Annotated in this window: 21 protein-coding genes; 7 read left to right on the top strand and 14 right to left on the bottom strand. The window is 63.2% G+C overall.

The window, feature by feature from the left end; translation table 11 throughout:
• Positions 1-8: 8 nt before the first annotated feature.
• The 6 genes from gyrA to NTY77_15345 all read left to right on the top strand — a co-directional run bounded on the left by gyrA (position 9) and on the right by NTY77_15345 (position 6361).
• A complete protein-coding gene (gyrA, locus tag NTY77_15370) occupies positions 9-2555 on the top strand; it encodes a DNA gyrase subunit A (protein MCX5796874.1) in 2547 nt (848 codons plus the stop codon).
• Complete coding sequence (locus tag NTY77_15365; GenBank protein MCX5796873.1) at positions 2552-3100, top strand: hypothetical protein; 549 nt, start codon at positions 2552-2554, stop codon at positions 3098-3100. The genes gyrA and NTY77_15365 overlap by 4 nt, the downstream gene beginning before the upstream one ends.
• A complete protein-coding gene (serS, locus tag NTY77_15360; protein MCX5796872.1) occupies positions 3101-4408 on the top strand; it encodes a serine--tRNA ligase in 1308 nt (435 codons plus the stop codon). It abuts the gene before it with no gap.
• A 101-nt stretch (positions 4409-4509) separates the two neighbouring features.
• On the top strand, positions 4510-4878 hold the full coding sequence (locus tag NTY77_15355; GenBank protein ID MCX5796871.1) for a hypothetical protein: 369 nt from the start codon (positions 4510-4512) through the stop codon (positions 4876-4878).
• A gap of 71 nt (positions 4879-4949) precedes the next feature.
• The gene (locus tag NTY77_15350; protein ID MCX5796870.1) at positions 4950-5849 is read left to right on the top strand and encodes a FecR family protein; all 900 of its coding nucleotides are present in this window, start codon (positions 4950-4952) and stop codon (positions 5847-5849) included.
• A gap of 59 nt (positions 5850-5908) precedes the next feature.
• Positions 5909-6361 carry a low molecular weight protein arginine phosphatase gene (locus NTY77_15345; GenBank protein ID MCX5796869.1) on the top strand — a complete coding sequence of 151 codons (453 nt, stop codon included), beginning with the start codon at positions 5909-5911 and terminating at the stop codon, positions 6359-6361.
• A gap of 700 nt (positions 6362-7061) precedes the next feature.
• Here NTY77_15345 and NTY77_15340 read toward each other — a convergent pair.
• The 3 genes from NTY77_15340 to NTY77_15330 form a co-directional block, all read right to left on the bottom strand.
• The gene (locus NTY77_15340; protein MCX5796868.1) at positions 7062-7316 is read right to left on the bottom strand and encodes a hypothetical protein; all 255 of its coding nucleotides are present in this window, start codon (positions 7314-7316) and stop codon (positions 7062-7064) included.
• 103 nt (positions 7317-7419) lie between these two features.
• Complete coding sequence (locus NTY77_15335) at positions 7420-8508, bottom strand: hypothetical protein (protein MCX5796867.1); 1089 nt, start codon at positions 8506-8508, stop codon at positions 7420-7422.
• Between the two features lie 789 nt (positions 8509-9297).
• Entirely contained in the window at positions 9298-10941 is a 1644-nt protein-coding gene (locus tag NTY77_15330; protein MCX5796866.1) for an ATP-dependent DNA helicase, read from the bottom strand.
• 465 nt (positions 10942-11406) lie between these two features.
• On the opposite strand from NTY77_15330, the gene NTY77_15325 reads away from it, so the two are divergent.
• Complete coding sequence (locus tag NTY77_15325; GenBank protein ID MCX5796865.1) at positions 11407-12852, top strand: exopolysaccharide biosynthesis polyprenyl glycosylphosphotransferase; 1446 nt, start codon at positions 11407-11409, stop codon at positions 12850-12852.
• On the opposite strand, the gene NTY77_15320 is transcribed toward NTY77_15325, so the two are convergent.
• From NTY77_15320 to NTY77_15270, 11 genes are all read right to left on the bottom strand, one after another.
• Complete coding sequence (locus NTY77_15320) at positions 12828-13958, bottom strand: glycosyltransferase (GenBank protein MCX5796864.1); 1131 nt, start codon at positions 13956-13958, stop codon at positions 12828-12830. The two genes, NTY77_15325 and NTY77_15320, sit on opposite strands and share 25 nt — an antisense overlap.
• Complete coding sequence (locus NTY77_15315; protein MCX5796863.1) at positions 13948-15138, bottom strand: glycosyltransferase family 4 protein; 1191 nt, start codon at positions 15136-15138, stop codon at positions 13948-13950. The genes NTY77_15320 and NTY77_15315 overlap by 11 nt, the downstream gene beginning before the upstream one ends.
• On the bottom strand, positions 15135-17045 hold the full coding sequence (asnB, locus tag NTY77_15310; GenBank protein ID MCX5796862.1) for an asparagine synthase (glutamine-hydrolyzing): 1911 nt from the start codon (positions 17043-17045) through the stop codon (positions 15135-15137). The genes NTY77_15315 and asnB overlap by 4 nt, the downstream gene beginning before the upstream one ends.
• A gap of 10 nt (positions 17046-17055) precedes the next feature.
• Positions 17056-18120 carry a glycosyltransferase family 9 protein gene (locus tag NTY77_15305; GenBank protein MCX5796861.1) on the bottom strand — a complete coding sequence of 355 codons (1065 nt, stop codon included), beginning with the start codon at positions 18118-18120 and terminating at the stop codon, positions 17056-17058.
• Positions 18117-19121 (bottom strand): glycosyltransferase, encoded by a 1005-nt coding sequence (locus NTY77_15300; GenBank protein MCX5796860.1) that lies wholly within the window; start codon positions 19119-19121, stop codon positions 18117-18119. The genes NTY77_15305 and NTY77_15300 overlap by 4 nt, the downstream gene beginning before the upstream one ends.
• Positions 19118-20206 (bottom strand): hypothetical protein, encoded by a 1089-nt coding sequence (locus tag NTY77_15295; protein ID MCX5796859.1) that lies wholly within the window; start codon positions 20204-20206, stop codon positions 19118-19120. The genes NTY77_15300 and NTY77_15295 overlap by 4 nt, the downstream gene beginning before the upstream one ends.
• On the bottom strand, positions 20203-21591 hold the full coding sequence (locus NTY77_15290) for a hypothetical protein (protein ID MCX5796858.1): 1389 nt from the start codon (positions 21589-21591) through the stop codon (positions 20203-20205). The genes NTY77_15295 and NTY77_15290 overlap by 4 nt, the downstream gene beginning before the upstream one ends.
• Positions 21588-22652 (bottom strand): NAD(P)-dependent oxidoreductase, encoded by a 1065-nt coding sequence (locus tag NTY77_15285; protein ID MCX5796857.1) that lies wholly within the window; start codon positions 22650-22652, stop codon positions 21588-21590. The genes NTY77_15290 and NTY77_15285 overlap by 4 nt, the downstream gene beginning before the upstream one ends.
• A complete protein-coding gene (locus NTY77_15280) occupies positions 22649-23692 on the bottom strand; it encodes a Gfo/Idh/MocA family oxidoreductase (GenBank protein MCX5796856.1) in 1044 nt (347 codons plus the stop codon). The genes NTY77_15285 and NTY77_15280 overlap by 4 nt, the downstream gene beginning before the upstream one ends.
• 4 nt (positions 23693-23696) lie before the next feature.
• Positions 23697-24884 carry a glycosyltransferase gene (locus NTY77_15275; GenBank protein MCX5796855.1) on the bottom strand — a complete coding sequence of 396 codons (1188 nt, stop codon included), beginning with the start codon at positions 24882-24884 and terminating at the stop codon, positions 23697-23699.
• Between the two features lie 133 nt (positions 24885-25017).
• Positions 25018-25776, bottom strand: coding sequence for a class I SAM-dependent methyltransferase (locus tag NTY77_15270; protein ID MCX5796854.1), 759 nt, complete (start codon positions 25774-25776; stop codon positions 25018-25020).
• Positions 25777-25814: the final 38 nt, after the last annotated feature.

Genomic DNA, 25814 nt, shown 5'->3' with positions numbered 1-25814 from the left:
GATAATCAATGAGCGCCCCCACACCACCGGAGCTGGCGGCGGAACCGCCCGCCAACACCACCGCGCGCGACATCGGCACGGAGATGCGGGCTTCTTTCCTCGATTACTCCATGTCGGTCATCGTCAGCCGGGCCCTGCCCGACATCCGCGACGGCCTCAAGCCCGTCCATCGCCGCATCCTCTTCGCCATGCACTCCGAGGGGCTGGCGTCCAACAAGAAGTACTCCAAGTGCGCCGGCGTGGTCGGCGAGGTCCTGAAGAAATACCACCCGCACGGCGACTCCTCGGTCTACGACGCCTTGGTGCGCATGGTGCAGGATTTCTCCCTCCTGCATCCGATGGTCGACGGGCAGGGCAATTTCGGCTCCGTGGACGGCGACCCGGCCGCGGCCTACCGCTACACCGAATGCCGCCTGGCCAAGATCGCCGAGGAAGTCCTCGCCGACATCGACCAGGACACCGTGGACTTCCTGCCCAACTTCGACGGCACCACGGTCGAGCCCGTGGTCCTGCCCTCGCGCGTCCCGAACCTTCTGGTGAACGGCTCCTCCGGCATCGCCGTCGGGATGGCCACCAACATCCCCCCGCACAACCTCTCCGAGACCTGCGACGCGGCCATGGCGATCATCAAGGACCCCAAGATCGAGAACAAGGACCTGATGAAGATCATGAAGGGCCCGGATTTTCCCACCGGCGCCATCGTGCGGGGCAAGACCGGCATCAAGGACTACTTCGAGACCGGCCGCGGCTCGATCCGGATCCAGGCCGTCACGGAGATCGAGGACATCAAGGGCAACCGGCAGGCCATCATCGTCACGGAGCTGCCCTACCAGGTCAACAAGGCGACTTTGCTCGAGACCATCGCGGACCTGGTGCGCGAGAAGAAGATCCCGGACATCTCGGACATCCGCGACGAGTCGGACCGCAAGGGCATGCGCATGGTCATCGAGATCAAGCGCGACGGCAACGCCAACGTGGTCCTCAACCAGCTCTACAAGCACACCCAGATGGAGACCTCTTTCGGGGTCATCCTGCTCTCGCTGGTCGACGGCCGGCCGCGCATCCTGCCCGTGCGCGAGATGCTGGGCCACTACATCCAGCACCGCAAGACCGTGATCACCCGGCGCACCAAGTTCCAGCTGCGCAAGGCCCTGGACCGCGCCCATATCCTGGAAGGCTTCCTCATCGCGCTCAAGAACATCGACCGCGTCATCAAGATCATCCGCGGCGCCAAGGACACGGACGAGGCCCGGGCCAAGCTGATGAGCGAGTTCGAGCTCTCCAAGGCCCAGACCCAGGCCATCCTGGACATGCGCCTGCACCAGCTCACCCGGCTCTCCGTAGACGAGCTGCAGGCCGAGTACGACGGCCTGATGAAGCGCATCGCCGAGCTCAAGGCCATCCTGGCCGACGTCAAGAAGGTCATGGCCATCGTGGTGCGCGAGCTTGAGGACGTCAAGGCCAAGTTCGGCAAGGCCCGGCAGACCCAGATCACCACCGAGGCCGCGGAGATGACGCTGGAGGACCTCATCACCAAGGAGGAGGTCCTCATCTCGCTGTCTTCCGGCGGCTACATCAAGCGCATCCCGGTCAACACCTACGAGGCCCAGGGCCGCGGCGGCAAGGGCATCATGGGCGCGGAGGTCAGGGAAGAGGACTTCATCGAGCAGATCTTCATCACCGACACCCACGCCACGCTGCTGTTCTTCACCACGCGGGGCCGGGTCTTCGCGCTGAAGGCCTACGAGGTCCCCGAGGGCAACCGCACCTCGCGGGGCAAGGCCGTGGTGAACCTGCTGGCCATCACCGGCGAGGAGAAGGTGACCTCCACCATCGCCATCCGCTCCTTCGACGAGAAGCGCGGCAAGGAGACCTTCCTGGTCATGTGCACCCGGGCCGGGACCATCAAGAAGACGCCGCTCTCCGACTTCGACAACATCCGGCGCTCGGGCATCATCGCCATCGGGCTGGAGGAGGGCGACATCCTCGTCGAGACCGCGCACACCAGCGGCAAGGACGAGGTGCTCATGGGCACCAAGGACGGCATGGCCATCCGCTTCAAGGAATCGGACGTGCGCTCCATGGGCCGCGGCGCCTTCGGCGTGCGGGGCATCCGCCTGGACAAGACCGACCAGGTCATCGGCATGGAGTCCTTCCCGCCGGACAGCAAGAAGACCCTGCTGACCGTGTGCGAGAACGGCTACGGCAAGCGCACGGACCTCTCCGAGTACCGCGGCCAGCACCGCGGCGGCGGCGGGGTCATCACCATCAAGGCCACGGAGCGCAACGGCATCGTGACCGGGGTCAAGCTGGTGACCAACGAGGACGACCTGATGGTCATGACCGAGAAGGGCAAGACCGTCCGCCTGCGCTGCAAGGACATCAAGGTCATCTCCCGCAACACGCAGGGGGTGCGCCTGGTCAAGCTCGACGAGGGCGACAAGGTCGGCCACGTCGCGGCGCTGGCGCTGGAGCCGGCCGTGGCGGCCGTGCCGCAGGCGGCCGCGCCGGAGCCCAAGGCCGAGCCCCAGCCTGAGCCCAAGAAGGAACCATGAGCTTGGCTTCGGGCATTAAATGGCGCCGCGGCGTAGCCGCGGCGCTCGTTTGTTTGGCGGGCCCCCTGCACGCCGAAGGCATGATCGAGAGCGTGGGCTGGCAGCTGGCCAAGGCCGCGCCCGGGGAGAAAGCCGTGTACCAGGGCATCACGAGCCTGCCCACCCTGCCCCCGCTCATAGACGGCAAGCTGCGCCTGCGCGTGGTGCTCAAGAACCGCGGCCCGAGGCCGGCGGAGAGCCTGCTCCTGCGCTACTGCCTGAGCGCCCGGCTCATCGCGATCGGGCAGAGCGGCGAGGGGGTCTGGGCCGTGCCCTTCCTGATCGGCGAGAGGCGCATCCCCAAGGTGGGTCCCAACCGGCTGCTGGAAGTCACCTTGGACCCGTCCCTGTCCGTGGACATGCCGCTCGCCCATTACCTCAAGCGGACCTTCGATTCCGGGTTCTGGCCGGACCAGCTCAAGCTGCAGGTCATGCTCAGCCCCCGGCGCGGAGTCGTGGAAACGGTCGAGACCCACGAGACCATCCTGCCGGTCAAGAAACCATAGATGAACGACATCAACATCATCCGCAAGGAGCCGGACCGGGCCCGCGGCGGCATCAAGGACCGGGGCGGACGCTACCTGCCCGCCTTGGAGGAGCTCATCACTCTGGACCTGGAGCACCGGGGCCTGCTCAAGAAGGTCGAAGACCTGCGCGCCAAGCGCAACGCCTCCTCCCAGGCCGTGGGCAAGGCCAAGGCGCAGAAGAACGAGGCCGAAGCCGCCAAGCTCATGGCCGAGGTCATCGCGCTCAAAGCCGAGATGTCCGGCCAGGAAGCGGCCCTGACGTCCCTGACGGCCAAGTTCAAGGAAGCGGCCTTGGGCCTGCCCAACCTTCCCCACCCGTCCGCGCCCAAGGGCGCCGGCGAAGCCGACAACCCGGTGGTGCGCTCCAGCCCGGCGCCCCGGCCCTTGGATTTCAAGCCTTTGGACCATCAGGCCCTGGGCGAGAAGCTGGGCATCCTCGACATGGCCGCGGCCACCAAGCTCTCCGGCTCGCGCTTCGCCCTGTGGCGCGGGGCGGGCGCGCGCCTCATGCGCTCCATCATCTCCTTCCAGCTCGACCTGCACACCCGAGAGCACGGCTACCAGGAAGCCTGGGTCCCGTCCTTGGTCCGGCCGGAGATGCTGGAAGGCACCGGCCAGCTGCCCAAGTTCGAGGCCGACCTCTACAAGCTGACGGCCGTCGAAGGCGGGAAGACCGAGACGCTCTACCTCGTCCCGACGGCCGAGGTGCCCCTGACGAACCTGGTGCGCGACCAGATCCTGCCCGAGGCGTCCTTGCCCATCAAGCTGACCGCCTACACGCCCTGCTTCCGCCAGGAGGCGGGCTCCTACGGCAAAGACGTGCGGGGCCTCATCCGCAACCATCAGTTCGACAAGGTGGAGCTGGTCTGGGTGACCAAGCCCGAGGACTCCTTGGCCGCTCTGGAGACCTTGACCGGCCATGCCGAAGAGGTCTTGAAGCGCCTGGAACTGCCCTACCGGGTCATCGAGTTGTGCACCGCGGACATCGGCTTTTCCGCCTGCAAGACCTATGACCTGGAGGTCTGGATGGCGGCCGAGGGCCGCTTCCGCGAGATATCCTCGTGCTCGGACTGCTGGGACTTCCAGGCCCGCCGCATGAACACGCGCCTGCGCCGCGCCGACAAGTCCGTTGAGCTCGCGCACACCCTCAACGGCAGCGGCGTGGCCGTGGGGCGGCTCTTCGCCGCCATCCTCGAATACTGCCAGCAGAAGGACGGGAGCCTGCTCATCCCCAAGGCGCTGGTCCCGTATTTCGGAGCGGAACGGATAGCTCCGCCAGCATCATGAATGGACTTCCCGACGCCGCAGGCGTCGGGAAGTCGACTCGCGGCCGAAGGCCGCGAGTCCATTCTACGGCACTAGACCGGCTGATCGCGCTAGTTGCCCGCTTGCGTTCTCCCGGGGGCTGCCCCTGGGACCGCAAGCAGACCCATCTGTCGCTCATCAAGTTCCTTCGCGAGGAATCCCGGGAGCTGGAGAAGGCCCTGCGCCGCGGCCGCTGGCATGAGATCGAGGACGAGTTGGGAGACCTGCTCCTGCAGGTGCTTCTGCACTCCCAGATCGCCGGGGAAAAGGGCCTTTTCGACATCCAGGACGTGGCCCTGAGCCAATACCGCAAGCTGAAGCGCCGGCACCCGCACGTGTTCGGACGCCGCAAGCTGCGCACGGCCGGCGAGGTCCTGGACAGCTGGCCCGAGATCAAGCGCCGGGAGCGCCTGGCGCGGAGCCGGGACCTGGCGCGGCGCAGGCGGGCCTGAGCCAGCGGGGCACGATTGCGGCAGGCATACCGGAATGGGTATACTATGATATGCTCTCTAGCGGAGAAAACATGAGAAAATTACTTTGCCTTGCTTTGCTGGCTGCCGCGCTTCCGGTCGCTACGACGGCGGCCCCGGCGGCCGCCCCAGTGCAGGTCCCAGTGCCGGCCGCAGCGCCGGCCGGGGCCCAGGCGCCGGCGCCGGTGGGCCTGGTCACCTTCCTGGGCGAGATGTCGGGCGCCGTGGAGGTGCAGATGGGCGGCACCGACGTCTGGAGACGGGCCAAGCAGGGCGAGGCGCTGCCGCCCGGCACCACGGTGAAGACCGCGACGAACGCCTCCTGCATCGTGGTCTTCTCCGACCGCAGCCAGGTGCGCCTTGACGGCAATGCGACCCTCCGGCTGGATTCCGTGTCTACCTCCAAGGTCTCGCTGTTCCTCGGGGTGGGCCGGATGGACGCCTGGGTCAAGAAGCTGGCCGGCCGCGCCTTCGAGATCCACACCCCGACCGCCGTGGCCGCGGTCCGCGGCACCACTCTGCGCATAGAGACCGACGCCAGCGGCACCAGGACCTACGTCTTCGACGGCGTGGTCGTCTCGCAGAACCAGCTTGGACAGATCCTCACCGCCCACGCGGGCCAGACCATCACGGTGCAAGCCGCGCCCGGCGTCATCGGCACGACCGGCGGCACCCCCGGCGCGCCCGGGACGCCCGGAACGCCTGGAGCGCCTGTCGTCGAAATGGCCGTCACTTTGACTCCGGAGAACATCCAGGCCCTGCAGGAGCCGGTCATCATCATCCAGTTGCCGCCGCCGCCGACCGGGACCGGAACGGGCACCGGCACCGGAACGGGCACCGGCACCGGCACCGGGACCGGAACGGGCACCGGCACCGGAACGGGCACCACCGACACGAACCAGAACAACCCTCAGCAGGAGCAACAGACTCCGGTCAGCCCGTCGACGCCCTGACGCGGCAGGCTCGGACAAAAGGAACCGGGGGCCCGCATTCGCCCCGGTTCCTTCTTTAGATGCGGAAAAAGATACTGTTCGTCTGCACGGGCAACGCCTGCCGCAGCGTCATGGCCGAGTTCCTGCTTGGCAAGCTGGCGCGCGAGCGCGGCCTGAGCCTGAGCGTGCGCTCGGCGGGCCTGGCGGCCGAGGCCTATTTCCAGGTCCCGGCCGGGGTGCGCGCCGCTTTGCGCGGCCAGGGCGTCCTGGAGGTCGAGCACGCGCCCAAGCTGCTCACCTGGGAACTGCTGGCTTGGGCCGAGCTGGTCCTGGTCATGGAACGCGGCCAGCACGACGCGATCCTGGAGCGCTTCCCCGAGTTCCGCGGCAAGGTCCAGGTGCTCAAGAGCTTCGCGGGCCGGCCCGGTCCGGAGGATGTCGCCGACCCTATCGGCAAGCCGGAGGCGGTCTTTGCGGCCTGCTGCCAGGAGATCCGGGACTGCCTGGAGTCGCTGCTGGGCCGCGCCGGCTAGGAGGCTGCTGATAAAGTCCGTTCTGCGAGCGCCCGGCGGCCGTCTGCCGGGCGCAACCGACCCGCGCACCTGCCCGCAAGGAAGGCGGGCAGGCGCCTTACGGCAATAGCGCACGGAAGCGGGGCGGCAGAACCCAGCCGATAGGTTGCACGAAGGATGGCGCCTTCGGCGCGACCGGCCCAGACAGGCTGCGCCTGTCTGGGCCAGTTCGGGGAGGGACTGTTGCCCGCTGCCGAAAGGACTGTGTCCGGACCAGAGCTGTCCGGGGAAAGTCAAAGAAGCTTGCCCGGACGGTCTCTGAGTCTCTCGGAGCGGAACCGACCTGCGACGATCCCGGGCCCGACAGGGTTCCCTGTGCGATGCTGTCCGGGGCAGGTCTGGTCGAGGAATCTTAAGATTCCGGAGCAACTGTGTCCGGACACAGTGCGCCCCGCCGCGGCTCGCAGGACCCATCGGGGTTGTCAACGACCACCGCCGGCATCGCCGGCGCGGGCCAACGCCGGGATGATGTCGCTGAACGGGCTCTAGGGCCGCGCAAGCCGATTCAGCGAGGCCTGCTGCCGATTTTCCGTCGGACAATCCTGACCGGGAGCTGTTTCATCAGGGCTTGTTGCGTCGCGCGACGGATTTTCTCCGGACAGGAGTAGTCCGGACAGAGTCCTTTCCGCGGGAGGGTTTATCAGCAGCCTGCTAGTGCGCCTTACTGCGGCTGCACCAGCGGCGCCGCTTCGGGGGGAGCCTCCAAGCGGTCGGTGATCCTGCGCACCAGCCAGACCCCGCAGACCAGCAGGACCGCGGCCAGGGCCGCGAGCAGGAGCGCCTGCTTGTGGCGGGAGCGCAAGCGCGGCACCTTGATGAACTTCTTGTACGGCCGTCCGTCCTTCTCCTCCATGCCCACGTAGCGGTACTCGTACTGGAGGGCGTCGAGGAGGCGGTGCAGGGGATGTCGGCTCATGATTCTAGCCGCGATTCAGCGGGCCGTGCCATATAGTCAAGTATACAGAACAACGCACCGATTCGGCTTGTACCATGAAAAAGGAAACTCAGGCCTTAGATTTTCACGGTGCGATTTTTCGCCAGCGCCAGCGGCTCTCGAAGACCATGACTCGGTAGGGCGGCAGGTAGTAGTCCTCGCCGGACTTCTGGAGCAGCTCCTTCTGGTAGCGGCGCATCTCGAAGAGGGGGCGCCAGTCCATCTTGAGGAGCTCGGGGGGCACGCGCACCATGGTCTTGGGCCAGGGGTTGGCGATGATGACGTAGTCGCGCCAGTGATAGCGCCAGGCCCGGGCCAGCGCGCCGTCCGGCTCGGGCGGGAAAGGCAGGTAGGCGGGCTTGCCGTCCTCGAATATGGGGCGCAGGGCGGCGAGCTCGTGCACCACGCCGGTCACCGCGATCCATTCTTCGGGGGTGTCGGGCAAGGTGGTCTGGTCCGGCTTGGTGTAGGTGAAGTACCAGATGCCCTTGGCCCAGGAAAGTATGGAGTGATAGGTCATGAACCGGATCTCGTGGGCGTCCGGGAACCTTCCGATCCGGGGCTTTTTTGAATTGCGCTGGGGGTAGTCTTTCCAGTCCATGGCCTGGAGCACGGCCCAGACGGGCTTGCGCCCGGCGGCCCCGACCGTCATGGACACGTGCTCGCCCGCGGACTCCAGGGGCAGGTGCGGGACGGGGTACCAGTCCACCATCATGATGTCGCCGGCCGCGGCGTAGGCCGGGGCTCTGCGGCCGTCGCCGAGCACGAACGCGGTGGGGAGCTTGGGGGACCAGCGCTTGACGCGCCCTTCCAGCGCCTGGAGCTCGGACAAAGGCAGCTTGGCCACGTCGGGCTCGTCCGCCAGGTACCAGACGGCCATGGGAAAGCCGTTGGCTGAGACGTTGGACTTCATGAGCCCCTGCGGCCAAGCCAGGAGCGTCATCCCGGTTTTTTTCGCAGCCGTGGCCATAGCGGCCAGGCCGACCGGATCCTGAGCGTTGGTCTGGGCCGCGTTGAATCCCTCGCGCTTGAGCTTGGCCAGGGCCGCGGGGTCGTTGGCGCCGTACATCCCGATGATGAAGGGCGGATTGCGCGGGCCGCGGCAGGCGCAGAGGGCCGCCAGCAGAAGGGGCAGGAGGATCAGCCGGCGTCCGGCAGGAGCTGTCCGGTGCATGCCTCTGATTGTACAAACAAGGGACTTCAGAGTGGGCGCACGGCCTTGTCCGTGGAGATGTAGAGGAGGGGCCTTCTATTGGTCCCTTGGCCGCTCGTGGCCCGGCGCAATATGGAACAATACGACAAATAGATTCTGTATTTATAAGAATATTTATCGTGGACCATTGCACCGGAAACAGCTCCCTTGGTGCAATCCTCGGTGCAATCGGGGCGTCAAGTAAAATGATTTATTACCATTCTCACCTCACAGGTCATGAGACAGGTCATGATAGAGCCACAGGGCATGACACAGGTCATGACGCGGGTAATCACAGGTCAAGTCAAAAGCTCAAAATTGACGCAATCGGCCGGGGTGGTGGAGCCTACTGTCGGAACCTAACCCATATTAGAGGAAGAGGCCAAAGGAGCCAGGCTTTTCGTGGTAGGGACGATCCAGGAGGCTTCCTGGACGCGCTCGCGCTCGGGCCGCGGCAGCTACCGGATCAAGGAAGAGGCCAATAAGGAGGTGGCGCGCAACTAGTGGCGCACGATGAAGGTCGGCCAGGGCGCGGTGCACGGGCGCGGCCTTCATGAAGTTGGGCCTGGCGCCGACGACGTGGAGGACCTTCATACCTGTATGAGGAGTCGTTTCATGGACGGAGGAAGCTATCTTGCTTTATTAGACATTTTATTGACAGGTTGGCGTTTATTCGGCAGTTTTCGGATAAATAAATATCCTTGTTTTATAATCAATAATTGAGTTTATGAACAATACCGGGATGGATTATTGTTGAAATCCCCGGTTGATTCAGGGTGTTTTTGTCCATAAATACACAGCGCCCTTTCGAACACCCCGCCTTCCAATCATCCCTTCCAACAGGAGCGCCTGAAGTTGATGCTGCAACTTGCGCCGAGGTATCTCTTGCCCAATCCTCTTATGAATCTCACTGATGCCGGCTTTCCGGTAGATTCCCAAATCTCGGAGTATCAATTCCCGCAGGCGATGCGTTTCAATGCCCCTTAAGCTCGTCTCGCCCTTTAACTCCAACTTCCTCAGGGCGTGGGGGTCGACCAGATACTCGGTGGCCTTGGTCCTGCCGCGGGTCTTGACCACCTTCAAACCCTTGAGCCTGCCGATCCATCGGGCCAGCTCTTCCGTCCGGGACAGCTCCAGCCGCTTGGCCAGCTCGCTGGCGGTCAAGGCCTCGCATTGCGCCAGCAGGCCGAGCGCGATGAGTTCCTTCTGGGTCAATTGGAAGGCTTGGTCCGCCTTGAACATGAAATCCAATATCGTGGGATCGAGGATCTTCTTCCACACGGTGACGACGACTCGGTTGTCGCCCTCGCGCACCTCAGGGACGCGCCGGCCGCTGCGAAGCAGCAGCTCGTACATGCGGTCGAATCCGCTTCCTTCGCCTTCCATGAGCTTCAAGTCGAAGCAGACCTTGGCCAGGTGGGGGTTTCTCTTGCTGGAGGCGTGGAGTATGTTCCGCGGCGTTACTCCGATGGGCAGGAGGCCGGGGCTGTGTACTTCAAGGCGGTCGGGGTAGAGGTTGAGGAAGATGTCTCCCCGTTGCGTATAAGGCCGGTGGACGAGGGCGTTGGCCAAGAGCTCGCGGACGACCGCTTCTTCGAAGTGCGGCACGGTCTTGCGGAACAGACCGTCGGGGAATTCGTAGGACTCCTGCCAGTCCGGAACATCGCGCCATACGGCCTCGATGAGCTCCAGGGGGTTGAGGGAGAAGTCGTCCCAGACCAGCTTGCGCACCTTGCGCTCGCGTTCGTCGAACTTGATGAATTGGATGGCCGGGGCGTGGAGCAAAGAGGCCCGGTCTTCCCGGCGGCCGATCCAAAGGACCCCGAGGTTGGTCAGCAGGCCGTTCTTGGCGAAGAGGTAGTATTCCAGCAGCTCCGCTTCGGACTTTTTCGTTACGAAAGCCGAGACCCGGTCCGAGGCGTGCACGCGGCCGAGGAAGTCGTCGAGCTTGGTCCTGTCGATGGCGGACTGACGGGCCTTGGAGGCCTGCAATTCCCAGACGAAGGAGTTCTTGTCCGCCATGAGGCGGCCCAGATCATCGGGCAGCAGCCGGCGGGTTTGGTCGCAGACGCGAAGGAAGTAGCGGCCGTCCGTGGTGGACGCGATGGTCTGCTGGTTGCGGCAAACTTGGATTGCGATGAATTCGCCGCCGTTGTCCGCCCGGGCCTTGCGGACTTCGAGGCCGACGTTGACGGTTATCTGCGGGATGCGCTTGCGCAGGAACTCGGGCAGGTCGTCGGGGACCCGCTGAGCGGCCGGTGGCTGGTCTTGGTCGTTTTCCAGGCCGAGGAGGATGAGGCCGCCGCGGGCATTGGCGAGGCCGACGCAATCGCAGGCGAGGCCGTCCGCCTCGTCTTGCTTGCCGAGGGCGTAGCGGAGGGATTTCCGCTCGAAGGTTTGGTTTTCATCCGGCATGGGGCTGTTTCGCTGATTCTGAGTGGGCAATGGCTCCTTGGTATATATACGAGCGAGTCGCGAAATAGTTCCCTTGCGCTGGCCGCTGAGCCGTTGAACGAGCGCCCGGCGGCACTTTGCCGGGCGCAACCATCCAGACACGAGGGCCTGCGCGCTGGATATCTCGTGAGTGTCTGGATGGGGCCGTGCGGCCCATGCGAAGCGGTTCTGCCGCCGGCCTGCGGCCGGCTTTTCGTGGAAGGGACGGTCCAGGAGGCTTCCTGGACCCGCTCGCGCTCGGGCATCGGCAGCTACCGGCTCAGGGTGGACCTGTCCGCTTCCGGTGCGGTGGAGGAGCTGGGAAAGGCCTTGAAGAAAGGTCCGGCGGCCGAGGCATTGGCGCAAGGCGGAGGGAACCGGCGAGGAGTTTTGCGCGGTAAGTCGCATTTGCGGTCCAGGATGCTGTCGGAATGCTATAATTGAGAAATGCGGCTATTCTGGCGGCACGCCATCCTGGTCGCCGGCGACTTCGTGCTGCTCTATCTCGCGCTGGCCTTCGCGCTCGCGCTGCGTCATATGGGAGCAGTGCCCTCCGACTTCTACTTGCGGCACGCCATCGCTTTCACGATCTTGTTCCCCTCCTGGATCGTCGTTTTCTATGTGTTGGGGCTTTATGATTTCCGGCGGATGCAGACGCTCACAAAGCTGGTCAATGATAGCGCTTTGGCCATGGCGATCAACTTCATGGTCTCCATGTGCTGGCTTTACATGTTGCCGGGCTTGTTCGGGCTGGCCCCCAAGACCCACCTTCTCCTGCTCCTGTGCTTGAGCCACTGCGGTTTCGCCTTCTGGCGTCATGTTTGGGTCAGGCAGCTCTCGAAGAAGGTCGCCGTTCAGAGGGTGGCGTTCGTGGGCTCCGATCCTCTCATCCCCATCATCCGCGACGAGTTGGCGCGCTGCGGCTTCTACGGCATGCGCTGCGTCCCTTGCCCGGACCTGCGGGCGCTTGAAATAGGCGCACGCCTCTCGGATTATTGGCATCCGGACGCCTGCGCGACGCAGAAGAAATGCGACGTCGATGTCTTGGTGGTGGTCGCCGAGGAGGTGGAGAAGATGCCCTCGTTGGGGCGCGCCATACTGTCGATCGCGACGGCGAAAGACATCCCGGTGCGGACTCTCCTGGATTTCTATGAGGAGACCTTCCACAGGGTGCCGCCCGAATCCGCGGCCAAATCCAGATGGCTCTTGACCAATGTCCTGCATAAGGGCAAAGAGCCCTACATGTTCGTCAAGCGGGCCTTGGACCTGGCGCTGTCTTTGGCCGGCCTTTTGCTGAGCCTGCCGCTGTTCGCTTTGACCGCCCTCATCTACTTGGGGTCTCCCTTCTACACGCAGAAGCGCCTTGGCTATCATGGAGAGGAATTCCTCGTCTGGAAGCTGCGGACCATGGTGCCTGGCGCCGACCAGAAGGGGCCCCTGCACGACGGGGGCTCGGCTGATTCCCGGATCACGCGGCTCGGACGATTCCTCAGGCGTTATCGGCTGGATGAGCTGCCCCAATTGTGGAACGTGCTCAAGGGAGAGATGTCCTTGGTGGGCCCCCGCCCGGAATGGGTGCACGAGGTGAGCATCTTGGAGGAACAGGTCCCGCACTACCATCTGCGGCATCTGGTCAAGCCGGGCATCACGGGGTGGGCCCAGGTCAACTTCCGCGCCACGAGCAACGCGGCCGATTCGCTTGAGAAACTTCATTACGACCTGTACTACGTGAAGAACATCTCTTTTGCGTTGGACATGGGGATCCTGCTCAAGACGGTCAAGCGGGTTTGCGTGCATGACCTTGCCGTTGGCCACGACCGTGCGCAATCGGCGCCGGTGCTCACGTCTGACTCTTCCGATAAAACTGATCAGCCTCTGGCGACACGGGCGTAAAGGTCCAGGGTCCGTCGAGCCGTATCCCCCAAGCTGAACTCCCGGAATACCCGTTGTCTCCCAGCCGAGCCCAAGCGGTCACACAAGCCGCGGTCGTCCACCAGCCGGTTGATGGCTCCAGCCAAGGCCGCTGAGTCCCCGGGCGGCACAGTCATACCAGTCAGTCCGTCTGGGGAGACGAATTGGACCCCCGTAGCCAGCGCCGTATTGACGACCGGCACTCCGCAGGCCATGGCCTCGAGTTGGACGATGCCAAAAGCCTCGGCTCTCGTGATCGAAGGCAGGACGAAAACGTCGGCTGCCTGGTAATACGGCCGCAAATCGGAGACGTTGCTGAGGAAGCTTACTCGGTCTCGCAGGCCTCGCACCAGCACCAGCGTTTCCAGCTCCTGGCGCAATGGCCCGTCTCCGATCAGAAGGAGCCGCCCATTCACCCGTGACATCGCCTCGATCAGATAGCCAAAACCCTTGTAAGAGACAAGACGTCCCACCGCAAGGAGCAGCCGTGGGCCGAAGCGCTCGCGGATTCTTGATACCTCCCCTTCATCGCGTTCTTCGAATCGTCGCGGGTCTATTGAGAGCGGAATCACCACACAGCGGGCAGAATATTTTCGGAGGACCGCAGATGAATCGACATATTGCCGCGACGTGGCGATGATGGCTGAGGCCCTGCGTAGAGCGATGCCCAGAATCGGCATAAAGAACGCCCCCAGAATCTTCTGCCTCACTATGTCGCTGTGATAAGAAATCACCAGCTTCCCCGGATGGCCGCTGGCTAGATAGGCAAGGACGGCAAAAGGATTCGGATGATGAAGGTGGACGATGTCCGCGGGAGTCTTTCGGATGCGCCACGCCAAGCCCGGACAAATCGGCGCCGAGGCCAGTTTTAGCCAAGTCGCCAATCGCTGGACATGGACACCCCCCAGTTTCTCATCACAGTCAACTCGGCCATCGTTGGCGACCAAGACCTCGAAGTCCACTCGGTCTTGCAGCGCCAGGCACAAGGACTCCGTGTAGCTCTCTATCCCGCCCCAATGCGGCGGGTAGTACTTGCCGATGTGCAGAACTCGCAGCCGGCGTGTCCCTGCCGAGGTTTCAGCGGCCATTCATCCGCTCCTGCATGAACTGACGGAATGCATTTACGAGGCGCTTGGGCTCCAACTCGCTAGCAGCCCAGTTCCGACCCGCAGCGCCCAGCTCGGCGCAACGCGCGCGATTGGCACCCAGCTCAAGCATCCGCTTGGCCAAAGCCGGCACGTCCAGCCAGGGCGTCAGCAGGCCGGTCCGGCCGTCCGAGATAAGCTCAGCCGGGCCCCAGCGGTCCACCGCGATGACCGGGACTCCGCAAGCCATGGCCTCTAGCACCGAACGGCCGAGCCCTTCAGGCCCCCGGTTGGGCTGGACGAGGACATCCAGGCGTCTCAGGACCCCCGGCATATGCTCGCGCTGGCCCAAGAACAGCACGCGGCCGCTCAAATCGGGCTGTTCGGCCCGGCGCCGCAGATCAGCCTCAAAGCCGAGAGTGGCTTCGGTGCGGTAGAAATTCGCGCCAACAATCACAAAGCGCGCCTGTGGTAGCTCCCGCGTAACCCTGGCGGCCGCTTCCAGGAACAGGTCCTGGCCCTTGAGCGGAGTCAGGGCGCCCACCACTCCGAACCATACCTCGCCAGGGGCTTTGCGCAGGTCAGTGGCCGGCGCGGCATTGGGCTGGAACCTCTCGAGGTCTACGATGTTGTAAAGGACGCGTATCGGGACAGCCGCCGGCAAGACGCGGCGGGCCTCACCCTCGACATAGCGCGAGATGGCCACCCCGCCCGCACAGCGGCGGGCGCAGACGCGCAGGGCCAGTTGGGAGAGGGTCCGGCCCTCCAGCCCATCGCGCAGATACCAGATCAGAGGCCGGCGCGAGCCCCGCGTTGCCGCGGCGCCGAGGATGTGAGATTTGATCCCATTGGTGAGCAGGACGTCGGCCCCTATCTCATCGAGCAAAGCGCTCAGGCCTCGGGCGAAACCTGGGATGGCGCCCACAGCCAAAGCGGCTCGGCCCAGCGTCATCGCGGAGAAGCGGCACGCCCGTTCGCCCAGGCGCATGAGGCGGTCAGGCCAGGCCAGGATCCGGACCTCGGCCCCGGCCGCGAGCGCCTTTTGGCGCAAGGGGCCGTCCTCGGGCAGTATCAAGGTGAACGCGAAATCGCCCTTCAGCTTGCGCACGAGCTCAAGGAGGCTGATCTCAGCCCCGCCCAAATGCGAGATGGCCTCCAAGACCGCTATCTTCCTTGGCTTCATGAGGAGCGCAGGCTCGAACGGACGCGGGAGTGCCAATCCAGCAGGACAAAGAGGGACCACACCTGCGACCAAGTTATCGCGGGGTCGTTCGCCATGAAGGCCTGCAGGATCTCGCGCCCTTCGCCGGGCTCCACCCCAACGCCCGGATAGGCGCTTGTGGTGTGGATCGTGTCGGCAACCCTTTCGTAAAGCATGCCGCGCAGCCATTTCTCCCACGGCAGCATGAAGCCCATTTTGCGGCGGGACAAAGGCAGGCCAGGGTGCATCTCGCCCAGGATGCTTTTGAGCAGGAGCTTGCCCCCCCGCAGGGCTGAGGAGTGGAGCGTTGCCGGCAGGCTCCAGGCGGTCTCCACCAAGTCGAGATCCAGGAAGGGCACTCGCATTTCGACCGAGTTGGCGGAGCTGAACACGTCGGCGTCGCGCAGGAGTTGGTTGCGCATGTAGAACACGGATTCCAAGTACGAGATGCGGCGGAAATCATCGAGGCGGTGGTCCGTGGCCAGGAGGTCCCAGGCCTCGGGCGGGATCGCGGCGTTGTCCGGCAGGGTCCCCAGGATGGAGATGCGCGAGGACCGCGGGCTCCAGCGGATCGAGCGCTGGAGAAGATAGGCGTCCCGCAGGTCGAAGCCTTCCGAGGCCCGCCGCATCTTGAGCCATTCGGTCTCGCTGCCCAAAAAGCCACAGGGCAGATGGCGAGCCAGGCGCGACAGCAGGCCGCGGTGACGCCAAAGCAGCGGGGCCTTCCAGAAAGTGGTGTAGCCGCCGAATAGCTCGTCGCCGCCCAGGCCGGAGAGCAGGACCTTGATGCCCTGCTCGGCCGCGATCTTCGAGATGATGAAGGTGTTGATGCCGTCCACGGTCGGCTGGTCCATGGCTGCCAGGGCCGGGGGCAGGCGGCGGAGCAGGTCTTCGGCGTCCATGTGCACGGCGTGATGGCGGCCGCGCAGGCCGCGCGCGACCTGCTTGGCGTAGCCTAGCTCGGAGAACTCCCGCTCCGGGAAGCACACGGTCAGGAAATGGATGTCCCGGCCGTCCTGCGCGCTGTCGGCCAAGGTCGCCAGGATGGAGGAATCGACGCCTCCCGAGAGCAGCACTCCGGTCGGCACGTCGCTGACCAGATGCTCGCGTACCGAACGCGTAAGCTCGCCCCGGACCCGCGCGACCGCCTCCGGGCGGCCAACCCGGTCGGCCCGGCCGTGGCGCGCCAGCAGGTCGTCGAGGCCGAGGATGCGCCGCGGCGGGGCGGCGCGGCCTTGGGCGTCTACGACCACAACGTGGCCGGGCGGCACATGGACGACCTCCTCGATGATGGTCGCGGGCTCGATGACCGTGCCGAAGGTCAGGAACGATTGGACCCCCAGGGGGTCCAGGGTGAACTTGGCTAGGCCCGAGGCGGCCAGGCCGCGCAGCTCGGAGGCGAACAATAGCGAATCTCCGATCCGCGCCAGAAGCAGGGGCTTGATGCCGACGGGGTCCCGGCCGAGGATGAGGCGGCGGTTGCGGGCGTCCCAGAAGGCGAAAGCGTACATGCCCCGCAGGCGCAGCAGGGCTTGGGGGCCCCACTCCAGCAAAGACTTGAGCACGACTTCGGTGTCGCCGGTGGACTCGAAGCTGCGGCCCATGGCCTGCAGCTCGCCGCGCAGGGCCGCGAAGTTGTAGACCTCACCGTTATACACCAGCCAGGAGCCGGTGGCGGGGTCGCGCATGGGCTGGGCCGCGTGTTCGGAGAGGTCCAGGATGGAGAGGCGCGCGTGTCCGAGGAACAGGCTGCGGCCTTCTGAGGTGGGCACGCATTCGGCGCCGAAGCCGTCCGGGCCGCGGTGGCGCATGGCGCGGGTCATCTCCGTCACAGCGCGCAGGCCCTCCTGCCTGTCCTGCGGGCCCAGGATGCCGGCTATGCCGCACATGGGATGTTCCTCATCGGTAGATCAGCATCCGGCGGCAAGCGGCCCAGACTTCCTCCACGGTGATGTCCTTTAGACAGCGCAGGCCCTGCTTGACGCACTCGCGCAGGTAGCAGTTCTGGCAGGGGACGCTCTTGCGCAGGATGGCATGGTTGTCCCCATAGGGATCCCAACTGCGCGCGGGCTCTCGCGCGGCGAAGATGGCCACGCAGCGGGTTCCTACGGCCGCGGCCAAGTGCATGGCCCCGGTGTCGTTGCCGAGATAGAAGAGGCATCGGCGCAGCAGTTCGGCCGACTCCAGAATCGAGAGCTTCTGCGCCAGGTTGGCCGCCCTTCCGGCAGGCCAGAAGTCCATCAATTGCGCGCCTACGGCGGCTTCGTCTGAGCCGCCCACGATGACGATGTTCACCCCTTCTTCCTGGATCAAGCGGAGCCCCACCTCGACGAAGCGTTCGGCGGGCCAGACCTTGATGGGCTGCTTGGAGCCCGGACACATGCCGACCAAGGGCCGGGAGGGATCGAGGCCGCTCTCTTTGAGAAGCGCAGTCACCCGTTCTGAATGTCGCGGGGTGATGGGCAGGTCGAACATGGCCGTCGGGGCCGGGATGCCTTGCCGGGCAAGTTCGGCCAGCAGGCGGTCGGTCTCTTTGACGTACAGGCGCGGGGCCCTGTTCAGGCGGCCCCAAAGGGTGACTTTTCCGGAATAGGCTGGGATGAAGCGGCGCGCTCCCGCGAGATGAAAGAAAAAGCGGTCGCGCAGGATCTTGAATCGGGAGTTCTTCTCGCTGGCCAGATAGAAGACGATGTCCGGGGCGCCGCGGCGCACGCGCCCCAAGACGCCCCAGATCCTAAGCGGGTTGGAGATTTCGCTGGTTTCGTAGGTGATGACGTCGTCGAACCAGTTGAATTCGCGCAGGACCCGGTCGGTCCAGACGATTCCTTCGCCGCCGCTTGCGGTCATGAGCAGGAAGCGCGCTCCGGGATAGTGCTCACGGATGGCGCGTATCGCCGGGATGGCCACGATGGTGTCGCCGATCGCGCCGCAGCGGTAGATGAGGACGTGTTCTGGCCCGGTCAAGGCGCGTCCTCTAGAGCCTCGAAGATCTGCTTGAGGCGGGCGTCGTAAGAGTAGTCGGAGGCCAGGCACCGCGCCCTTCCGGCCGCGGCGATCTTGCGGCGTTCCTCGTTATGCGCGAGGTAGTAGAGGACCTTGTCGCAGAGTTCGGCAGGCCCGTCGAAATAGGCCGCTTCCGCTCCTTCCCTGAAATGAGCCAGGTGTTCTTCGGTGCGCTCCGCCAGCATGAAGCCGCCGCAGGCTGGGATCTCGACCGAGCGCTGGGTGATGCGGTCCTGGGCCAGCCGCGAAAGAAAGCACAGGTTGACCTTGGCCTCACAGATGGCGCGGGCGTAGTCTTCTCCCCAAGCCGACGCCGGCTGGATCGCAACGCGCACGGTCGCGACTCGGCTTTTTTCCCAATGCGGCCCGCGGACGGAGAGTTTTACTCCCAGCGCGGCAATCTGCGCCAGCCAATCCTCGCGTTCCGGCTCCCAGCGGCCGACGAAAGATACGTCGCAAGTCGGCACGCAATCAGCGACCGGCTTGTGGACCTCGGGGGCGAACGCATTGCCGGATAACACCACGGATCGGGCCCCGCGGGCCTTCAGCCGCTCTGTGTTGTCGGATTTGGTCGTAACGACGAGATCATAAAGCTTGAGCGCGTTCCAGAAATGGCGGGAGGAGTTCTGGCCGAGAAAGTAGTTGTCTGGAGAATAATGCACGATGCGGCTGCCGGTTTGCTTGGCAGCCAAGAGCACCTTGGGAAAGACGAACATCCCCTTGTCTATCCACAGGACATCGGGACGCTCAGCGAGTTTGCCCAGGAGCTGGTCATTATAGCGCGATACCATCGGCCCGGCGCGCAGTCGCCACTGGAGCTTGCGCCAAAGCGCGGGCAAATCGCGCGTCAACGACACATAGTCCACTGGGATGGTCTGATGGCCGAGCCGTTCGAGAGCGCGGCGACGCATCTCGCAGGTCTGTCCTGCCGGTGTGAGCGGGCCGGTGTAAAGGATCCTCAAGCGGGTCTTCCGGAGCGCCGCTGCAGGGCCGTCTTTGCGCCAGCTTCAAGCCGGCGGCGGCAGTTCTCGACTGAATAGTATTCGATACCATGCGCGGCCTCTTTAACGACATCCTTGCGGAAAGTATCATCTTCCAGCAGTCGCAAGCACAAGTTCGCGGCCGCTTCGGTGTCGTGCCAGCGCACGCAGGTCTTTGGGTATAGGCGGCGGTGGGTCTCGATCTCCTCGCTCAATACCATGGGGATGCCGATGCAGGCCGAGGTCATGGCCGTGCGGCCCTGCAGAAGGCCGTGGGGCAAGGAGAGCCCTGCCCAGCAAGGAGCCACGGTCTGGAGATAGCGCTGTATCGGTCGGAGGTAGGGTTTGACCTCGACCTTTCCGGAAAGTCCCAGCGCGCGCAGGGCGCGCTGGGCGCCTTCTTTTTCCTCGTCATCGTAAACAAAGCAGAGGCCTTCCAGCGCGGGTTTGAGTCGGAGGATCCGCCGGAAGGCGACGAAAGTAGCGATCGGCAGCTGGCTGGCAGGGCCCGTGAATCGGGTCGGAGCCGTCAGGAGTATTCGCTTGCGGTCCCGTTGAGCGGTAGGGGCCGCAAAGTCGCGGAGAGCTTCCGTGTCTATGGGAACAGGGAGGTGGAAGACGTGCGCGGTCGGAACGAGGGTCTTATAGAAGGAGACCGTGTCTTCGAGCATCGCGCCAATCGCTTCGCAGGCCTGTGCGGCCTCGAATTGCAGTTCCAGGTCTTCCGGTTTCAATTCCCGCCAGAAGCGGTCCAGCGGCCCTGGGAACATGAGCGCGGCGATCCCCGTGCGGTTCTTGATTTCAAGCATGGTCCGCGCCGGCGTCGCGGTCCAGCCCCACTCCCAGATGAGCAGTTCGCGGTCCTTCAAGGCGGCCCAGTCGATGGGGTCTCCGGTGCCCAGGATGAGCGGGGCGGGGTCCAGAAGCCCCGCGAAGCTGTAGTACTCGGGCAAGACGAACCTCTTGAGGCTCTTGAGAGAGGCCGCCTGAAAAGCCGTGGTCAATATTCTCTTGCCGACTGCGCGCAGCAAAGAATGACTGCGATTGAGCAATATGGCGACTTTCATGCGATGGGCCGGGGGGGCATCTCCGATATGTTTGGCTGAACAAACCGCGGCAGCCGCTTGGGCGCCAGGAATTTTGTGACCAGGAAGAGCACGATCAGCAATTGCAGGGTCGCCGCAATCATATGGCCGAAGTCTCGCTCTACGCTCGCGGCGCAGTGTGTTGCCAGCAATGCGGTGAAGGCCGCGGCCGCCCGGGAAGGGAGCTTGAGCTTCCAGCCCTCCAGAAAGCCCAGGCAAAGCCCCCAGCCAAGACCTCCCAGGAGGACATAGACAGCGCCGCCGGCTTCGAAGAGATCCCCGGGCATACTGGGAGCGATTGCTGCCGGGGAACTTGTATCATCACCGACTCCCCAGATGGTCATTGAGAATTCCGTCCCCCGCACGCTTCCGGCCTTGTTCGCGTAGAACACGCGCGGCACGAGGCCGCGGACCAATGAATCTAAGAAGATGGGCCGTCCTGAGAATGGGAAAATCGCCGGCACGAAACGCGTCGTAAGAAGCAGCGAGTCGAAGGCATGGAATCGCCGCAGCGCTTCGGCCCATTTGGCATCGGAGGTCTTCTCGAAAGAGTGGCCGGCCTCGGCGTAGGCGAGGGCTTCGCCTGCGCCCTTGCCCTGCCAGAGGACCTGCCGATAAGCGCCGACGAGTGTGGTGCCCGCCAGGAAGAGGAAAGCTCCCAACGCGGCCACACGGGCAAGTCGGTAGCGGCGTCCGGCGTAGAAGGCCGCGATGCAGATCGCGATGAAGATTTGGGCGAAATTCTCTCGGTACGGGCTCAGAATCCCATGGAGGATGCCGGGCAAGAGCAGGCCCCATCGGTGGCGGGACAGGTGGCCCGATGCGCCGTGGAAGTGGTTCCACCAAGCCAGACTCGCGGGAATGATCCAGAGACTCGTCATGATGCCCAAGGGGGTAAAGAGGCTCTTCGGAATATTGACGAACCCCGAAGTGAGGATGATGCATATAGTCGCAATCGCGGCCAACGCAAGCGAGGGCCGGCCGCTGTTCTGTCCGGCGAAGTCACTAAGGCCAGTCAAGGGGCTCGGCGCCCTTATTCGAGAAGCCAGAGCGAAGCCAAGGGACACGCAGAGCCAGTAGAGTCCGGCGAGGATCAGGGCAAGGTTCACCTTCTCCGGGGCGGCTTCGGCGAGGCGCGACGTCATGTTCCCAAAAGTGAAACTGTCCCAACAGAGGATTGGGAACCGCATGACGAAATCAAGGAAGAATCCGAGCCAAACCAGACCGAAAAGCGACACGGGCACGGCCTGCCAGCCGAGCTTGCGGAGGTCCGGGACCAAGCGCAGGCTCCAAAGCCAAATTCCCAGCATGGCGGCATAAAGAGGCCACGAAGAGCCGTCCAAGGTCAGCCCCAGGTCCACGGTCATGACTTAGCCTCTAAGAATAGCCTCGGTCCAGCATCCAGAACCGGGAAAGTGAACCGATGCAGAGAATCTTGAGTGCTCCCCAACCCCGGCACCGGCCGCACATCCAAACCCCGCCAATCCAGGGCGACAATCCTGTCCTCTCGCTGCGCCAGCGCGGCGATTTCTTTGAAGGCCCGGCTCTGAAGATATCGAATCTGGACCTTGCGGTTGACCTTGTCGGGCAGCAATCCGAGCAGGAATGAGAGCCGTTCGCGGAGGTACTGGTTCTGGCTCAAATGACCCATGAGCCCGCGCAGGAGCGCGCTGGGGACGGCAAGCTTGGAGCGGCTGGATTCCTCGCCTGAGCGGATATCAGCAGGAATATGCAGTTGCTCCGCATAATGAAGGTATAGATCGCGCCAACTCCACTGCGGGCATGAGACGAGGTCGAACGTCCCAGCCGGGACTTCGCCATGGGCTATGCGGACCAATGCCTCCGCGATCGCGGCCGTGAAAACAGTGTTTGAACCTCGATATCCGCCTCCGGGGAGCATGACCGGCCCCGCTTTAAGCTCACGCCGGATGTGCTGAGTGATATTCTGAAGTTCTCCGAGCACATGCCCGAGCCGCAGGATATAGGCTTGATGTCGCGTAGCCCGGCAGAGCTTCTTAAAAAAGCGTTCGTTGAGAAGCTTCTCGATCCCATAGGCATCCGGGATGAGTCCGAAAGTCGTGTTCGGTGCGTATACCATGATCGTGCTGAAGAAAACGAGCCGCGCTCCGGGCTTGGCTGCCTCGACGAGGTTGCGGGTGATTCGGCGGTTCATTTCCCGGTCCAGGCTGGGGCGCCCGCTCGTGCTCAGCGCAAAATTCGCGATCACGTCGCAGTCGCCGATGAGGCGCTGCGCCTCATCGGCTTGCGCGATCCTGCCGTGCCGGCATTCCAAGCCATGGCGCCGCAGGAAAGCCGACCCCGAAGGGTTGCGGACCACCGGGACCAGCTCTATTCCTGGGACGGCCTGGAGCAGCAGGCAGACCTCGCTGCCCACCTGGCCGTTGGCACCTGTAATCCCGATCCTCACAATTTCTTCTTCCTGCCGGCAGCGTAGAGTTCCTCTGCGATGTGGACCGTGGCTAGACAGGACGAGGCGCAGAAGGATGAGGGTGTCCCGCTGCGGACTCCAGAAATGAAGGCTTCCCATTCCAGATAGAATGCCTGGTACGTGGTCGTTGCCTGGCGCAAGTTCGAGGTCAGGGTGACACCGAGGGGTTTGCCTTGGAGATCGAGCAGTTGGGCTGGTTTTTCCGCCCGAGTTGGAATCGCAAGGATGCACGAATCAAAACGGAATTCCAAGCAGTTATCCGCGCTACCCAGCCATGTGAGAAATAGGTCGGTCTCGAATTCTCCCCCGTCTCCACGGAAGACCATGCGGGCGTGGACCTCTCTGTCGATTAGGTCGTCAAAATAGAATTGTTGGCTCACCGCGCGGGCTTCGGACGCCCCCGAGATATGGAATGCGAGGTCCAAGGAATGGGAGCCCAGGTCGCGCAGAATGCCGCCCGACGCAGCCGACCAGCTATCGTAGAAGCGCGCGTCGGTCCCGGTCTTGGTCGTCCTCGCTCCTTCGGATATTCGGACACTGCGGATCGGGCCGAAGGCTTTCTCTCTGACGCAGGCGCGGGCCGCGGCCACGGAGGCATAAGCCCGGCGCTGAAAACCGCAACCCAGCTTATGCTCCGGGTAAAGCGCGCACAGCCGCCGGGCTTCGTCATACGAGACGGTCAGCGGTTTCTCGGCCAGCACTGCGGTACCGCGCTGCGCAAAGAGGTCGTAGTAGGGCGCGCGAATACCCACAGGAACGGCAAGCAGGGCGACATCAGTCTGTGGGAGGCAGGAAACATCCCCTGAAACAGCGATCCAATCGATCCCATAGACCTCTCCGACCGCCTTGGCGCTCTCGGCGCGCGTATCGGCGACAAAAGCGACCTCGATGCCCGGCGTGGCTGTGAGAACGGGCAGATGGAGCTTGGCCGCGACCTCTCCGGCGCCGATGATGCCGATGGACAACGTCTTTTGGTCCTGATGAGGAACGCTTGGCATGGTCTGGGTGGTTTCCTTCATTTTGTCAGGTCAGGGGGCGTGCCAGGATGCTCTGTTGCCGCAAGAGAACTTCGGCCTGCTTGCGGGACCAAACCTTGAGGAATGTGTTCCGTGCGTTGCCGCCCAAGCGAGCGCGTTCGGCGGGGTCCTTCAGCAGCTTGACGATCGCTGCGGCAAAAGCATTCGGTTCGTCCCGGATAATGAGGTCCTGGCCGTCAGATACGGGCGCGCGGGCTCCTAGAAGGGTGTTCACCACCACGGCCTTGCCGCGCGCCATGGCTTCGACCAGCTTGAGCGGGGTGCCGCCATAGACGAATATAGGCAAGGCGATCACAGCGCAACTGTCGAAGAAAGCCTTGGAGTCGGGGACTGCGCCCAAGAGCTCGACGTGCTTGAAAGAGCTCAGCCGTGCTGCGGCATCGCTCGGCATGTGCGCTCCCGCAAGGCGCAAGCGCGCCTGGGGGCGGTGCTTGAGAACATGCGGGAACACCTTCTCCGCCAGGAACAGAGCGGCCTCTACATTCGGGAGCATGGAATAGGTCCCGATGAAGCCTACTGAATGCGACTCGGTCTGGGGACTCGGCGTGACCGCATCCTCGTCCATGCAGTTCCCGACGACCACTGAATTCACGCCGCGTGATATCCTCCGCAGGGTAACAGCCTCCGCTTCAGTCGTGGCCCAGATCTCAACGCAAGCCGGCAAGTACAACCGCTCCTGAGAGCGGGATGCTAGATGGTTTGCTAGCAGCCCGAGCTTGCTGGCGCGGCCTTTGCCGCCATAGTTGACCAACAGGGACGAGGTCAAGTCGGTCAATACGTCAATCGCATCAGCGATGACTTTGAAGCCTTTATCAGCTAGGGCCTTGGCGTAATGGAGCATGAACGAAGGCAAGACAACGAAATCCGCTTCGGTCCGTAGAGCCTCGGTAATGATGATCCTTTCTGCCCCGATGGCATCGTACCTCATGGAGAAGGGATATCGCCGGCCGCGCAAGCCCAGAGCCCCGCCAATGAGAAAATCCAACTTATGCGCGATGAGCGATGATATGGAAAAGCTGGTCTGAGGCTTTCGACATCCGCCATGGATGAATCCGTCACAGTATTGGGCCAATTGCCCGTTGTCGGAGGCCGTCAGGGCGTGCTCTTCGGTCGAGAACAGCAGGACCCGGCTCTCACAGCCTAGGCGGCGCAGGAGAGCCAGGTTGTTGACCATGCGCAGCTGCAGCCCTGTGTTCGTGGGAAATGGGTGACTCGGAAGAACCGTCAGTACCCTCGGCCTGCTGTTTTTGTCGATTCCTTGATGGAACGCAGTGGCGACTTGAGTTGTCGAGGGCGGTTTCATTGTATTATTTTGCTCGTCTGAGTGCTTTGGTTTGAGAAGGTGAACCGCCCATATCATCGGCCGTGCTGTCACTGGAAATATGTTTTGTGAGCACCATTACGATGAATGTGTATTCCTGGCCATTCCAAGCAACGCATTTATTCGAAGAGCAAGGCAACGTTGAGTCGTCAGAAGAAAAGCCATATTTATATGCAACATCCACCATCTCTTTGACTTCTTCTTTAGAAAATATCTTCCAGTCCAGCCCAAATGGTTTCTTATTTTTGCTGATTAATATCTTCTGATCCCAATAATCAGTAGTAATGAATAATGTTCCTCCGGGTTTCAGCAGGCGGCCCACTTCCACAAAGAAGTTCTCCAAGTTCACTCCATGTTCTATGACTGAAACACAAACAGCCATATCAAACATCTTGTCCGGGAATCCGGTTTTGGTCAAATCCCCCTTTTGGAGATGGAAAGGCATTTTGAAAGACCGTTTATCCCGCATCATTAAAAATTGGCTGAAGTAGTTCTTGAGAGGCATATATAAATCTATGCCATATAAATTCTTAAATCCCATTGCGCATAACAATTTTAAGGCTGATAGACCTCCACAGCCTAAATCTATAATCTTTATTTCTGAAGGTAAGGGCCTTGCAATTGAATAAAGTTGAAAAAGATCCCAATTCTTTTCAACGTTATAAGCGTGCTTGGGCAGGGCGTGCCTGGAAAGAAACTCATCGGCCTCTTGAATCTGTGCCGGCCCTTGTAGTACTTCAATCATTTTGGGGATCCTTCGGCGCAATCATGGACACGCCATTG

The sequence above is a fragment of the Elusimicrobiota bacterium genome, assembly GCA_026388095.1.
Classification (GTDB): domain Bacteria; phylum Elusimicrobiota; class Elusimicrobia; order UBA1565; family UBA9628; genus UBA9628.
Note: the sequence above shows the minus strand (reverse complement) of the source record. Positions and strands in the feature narration are given on the sequence as shown.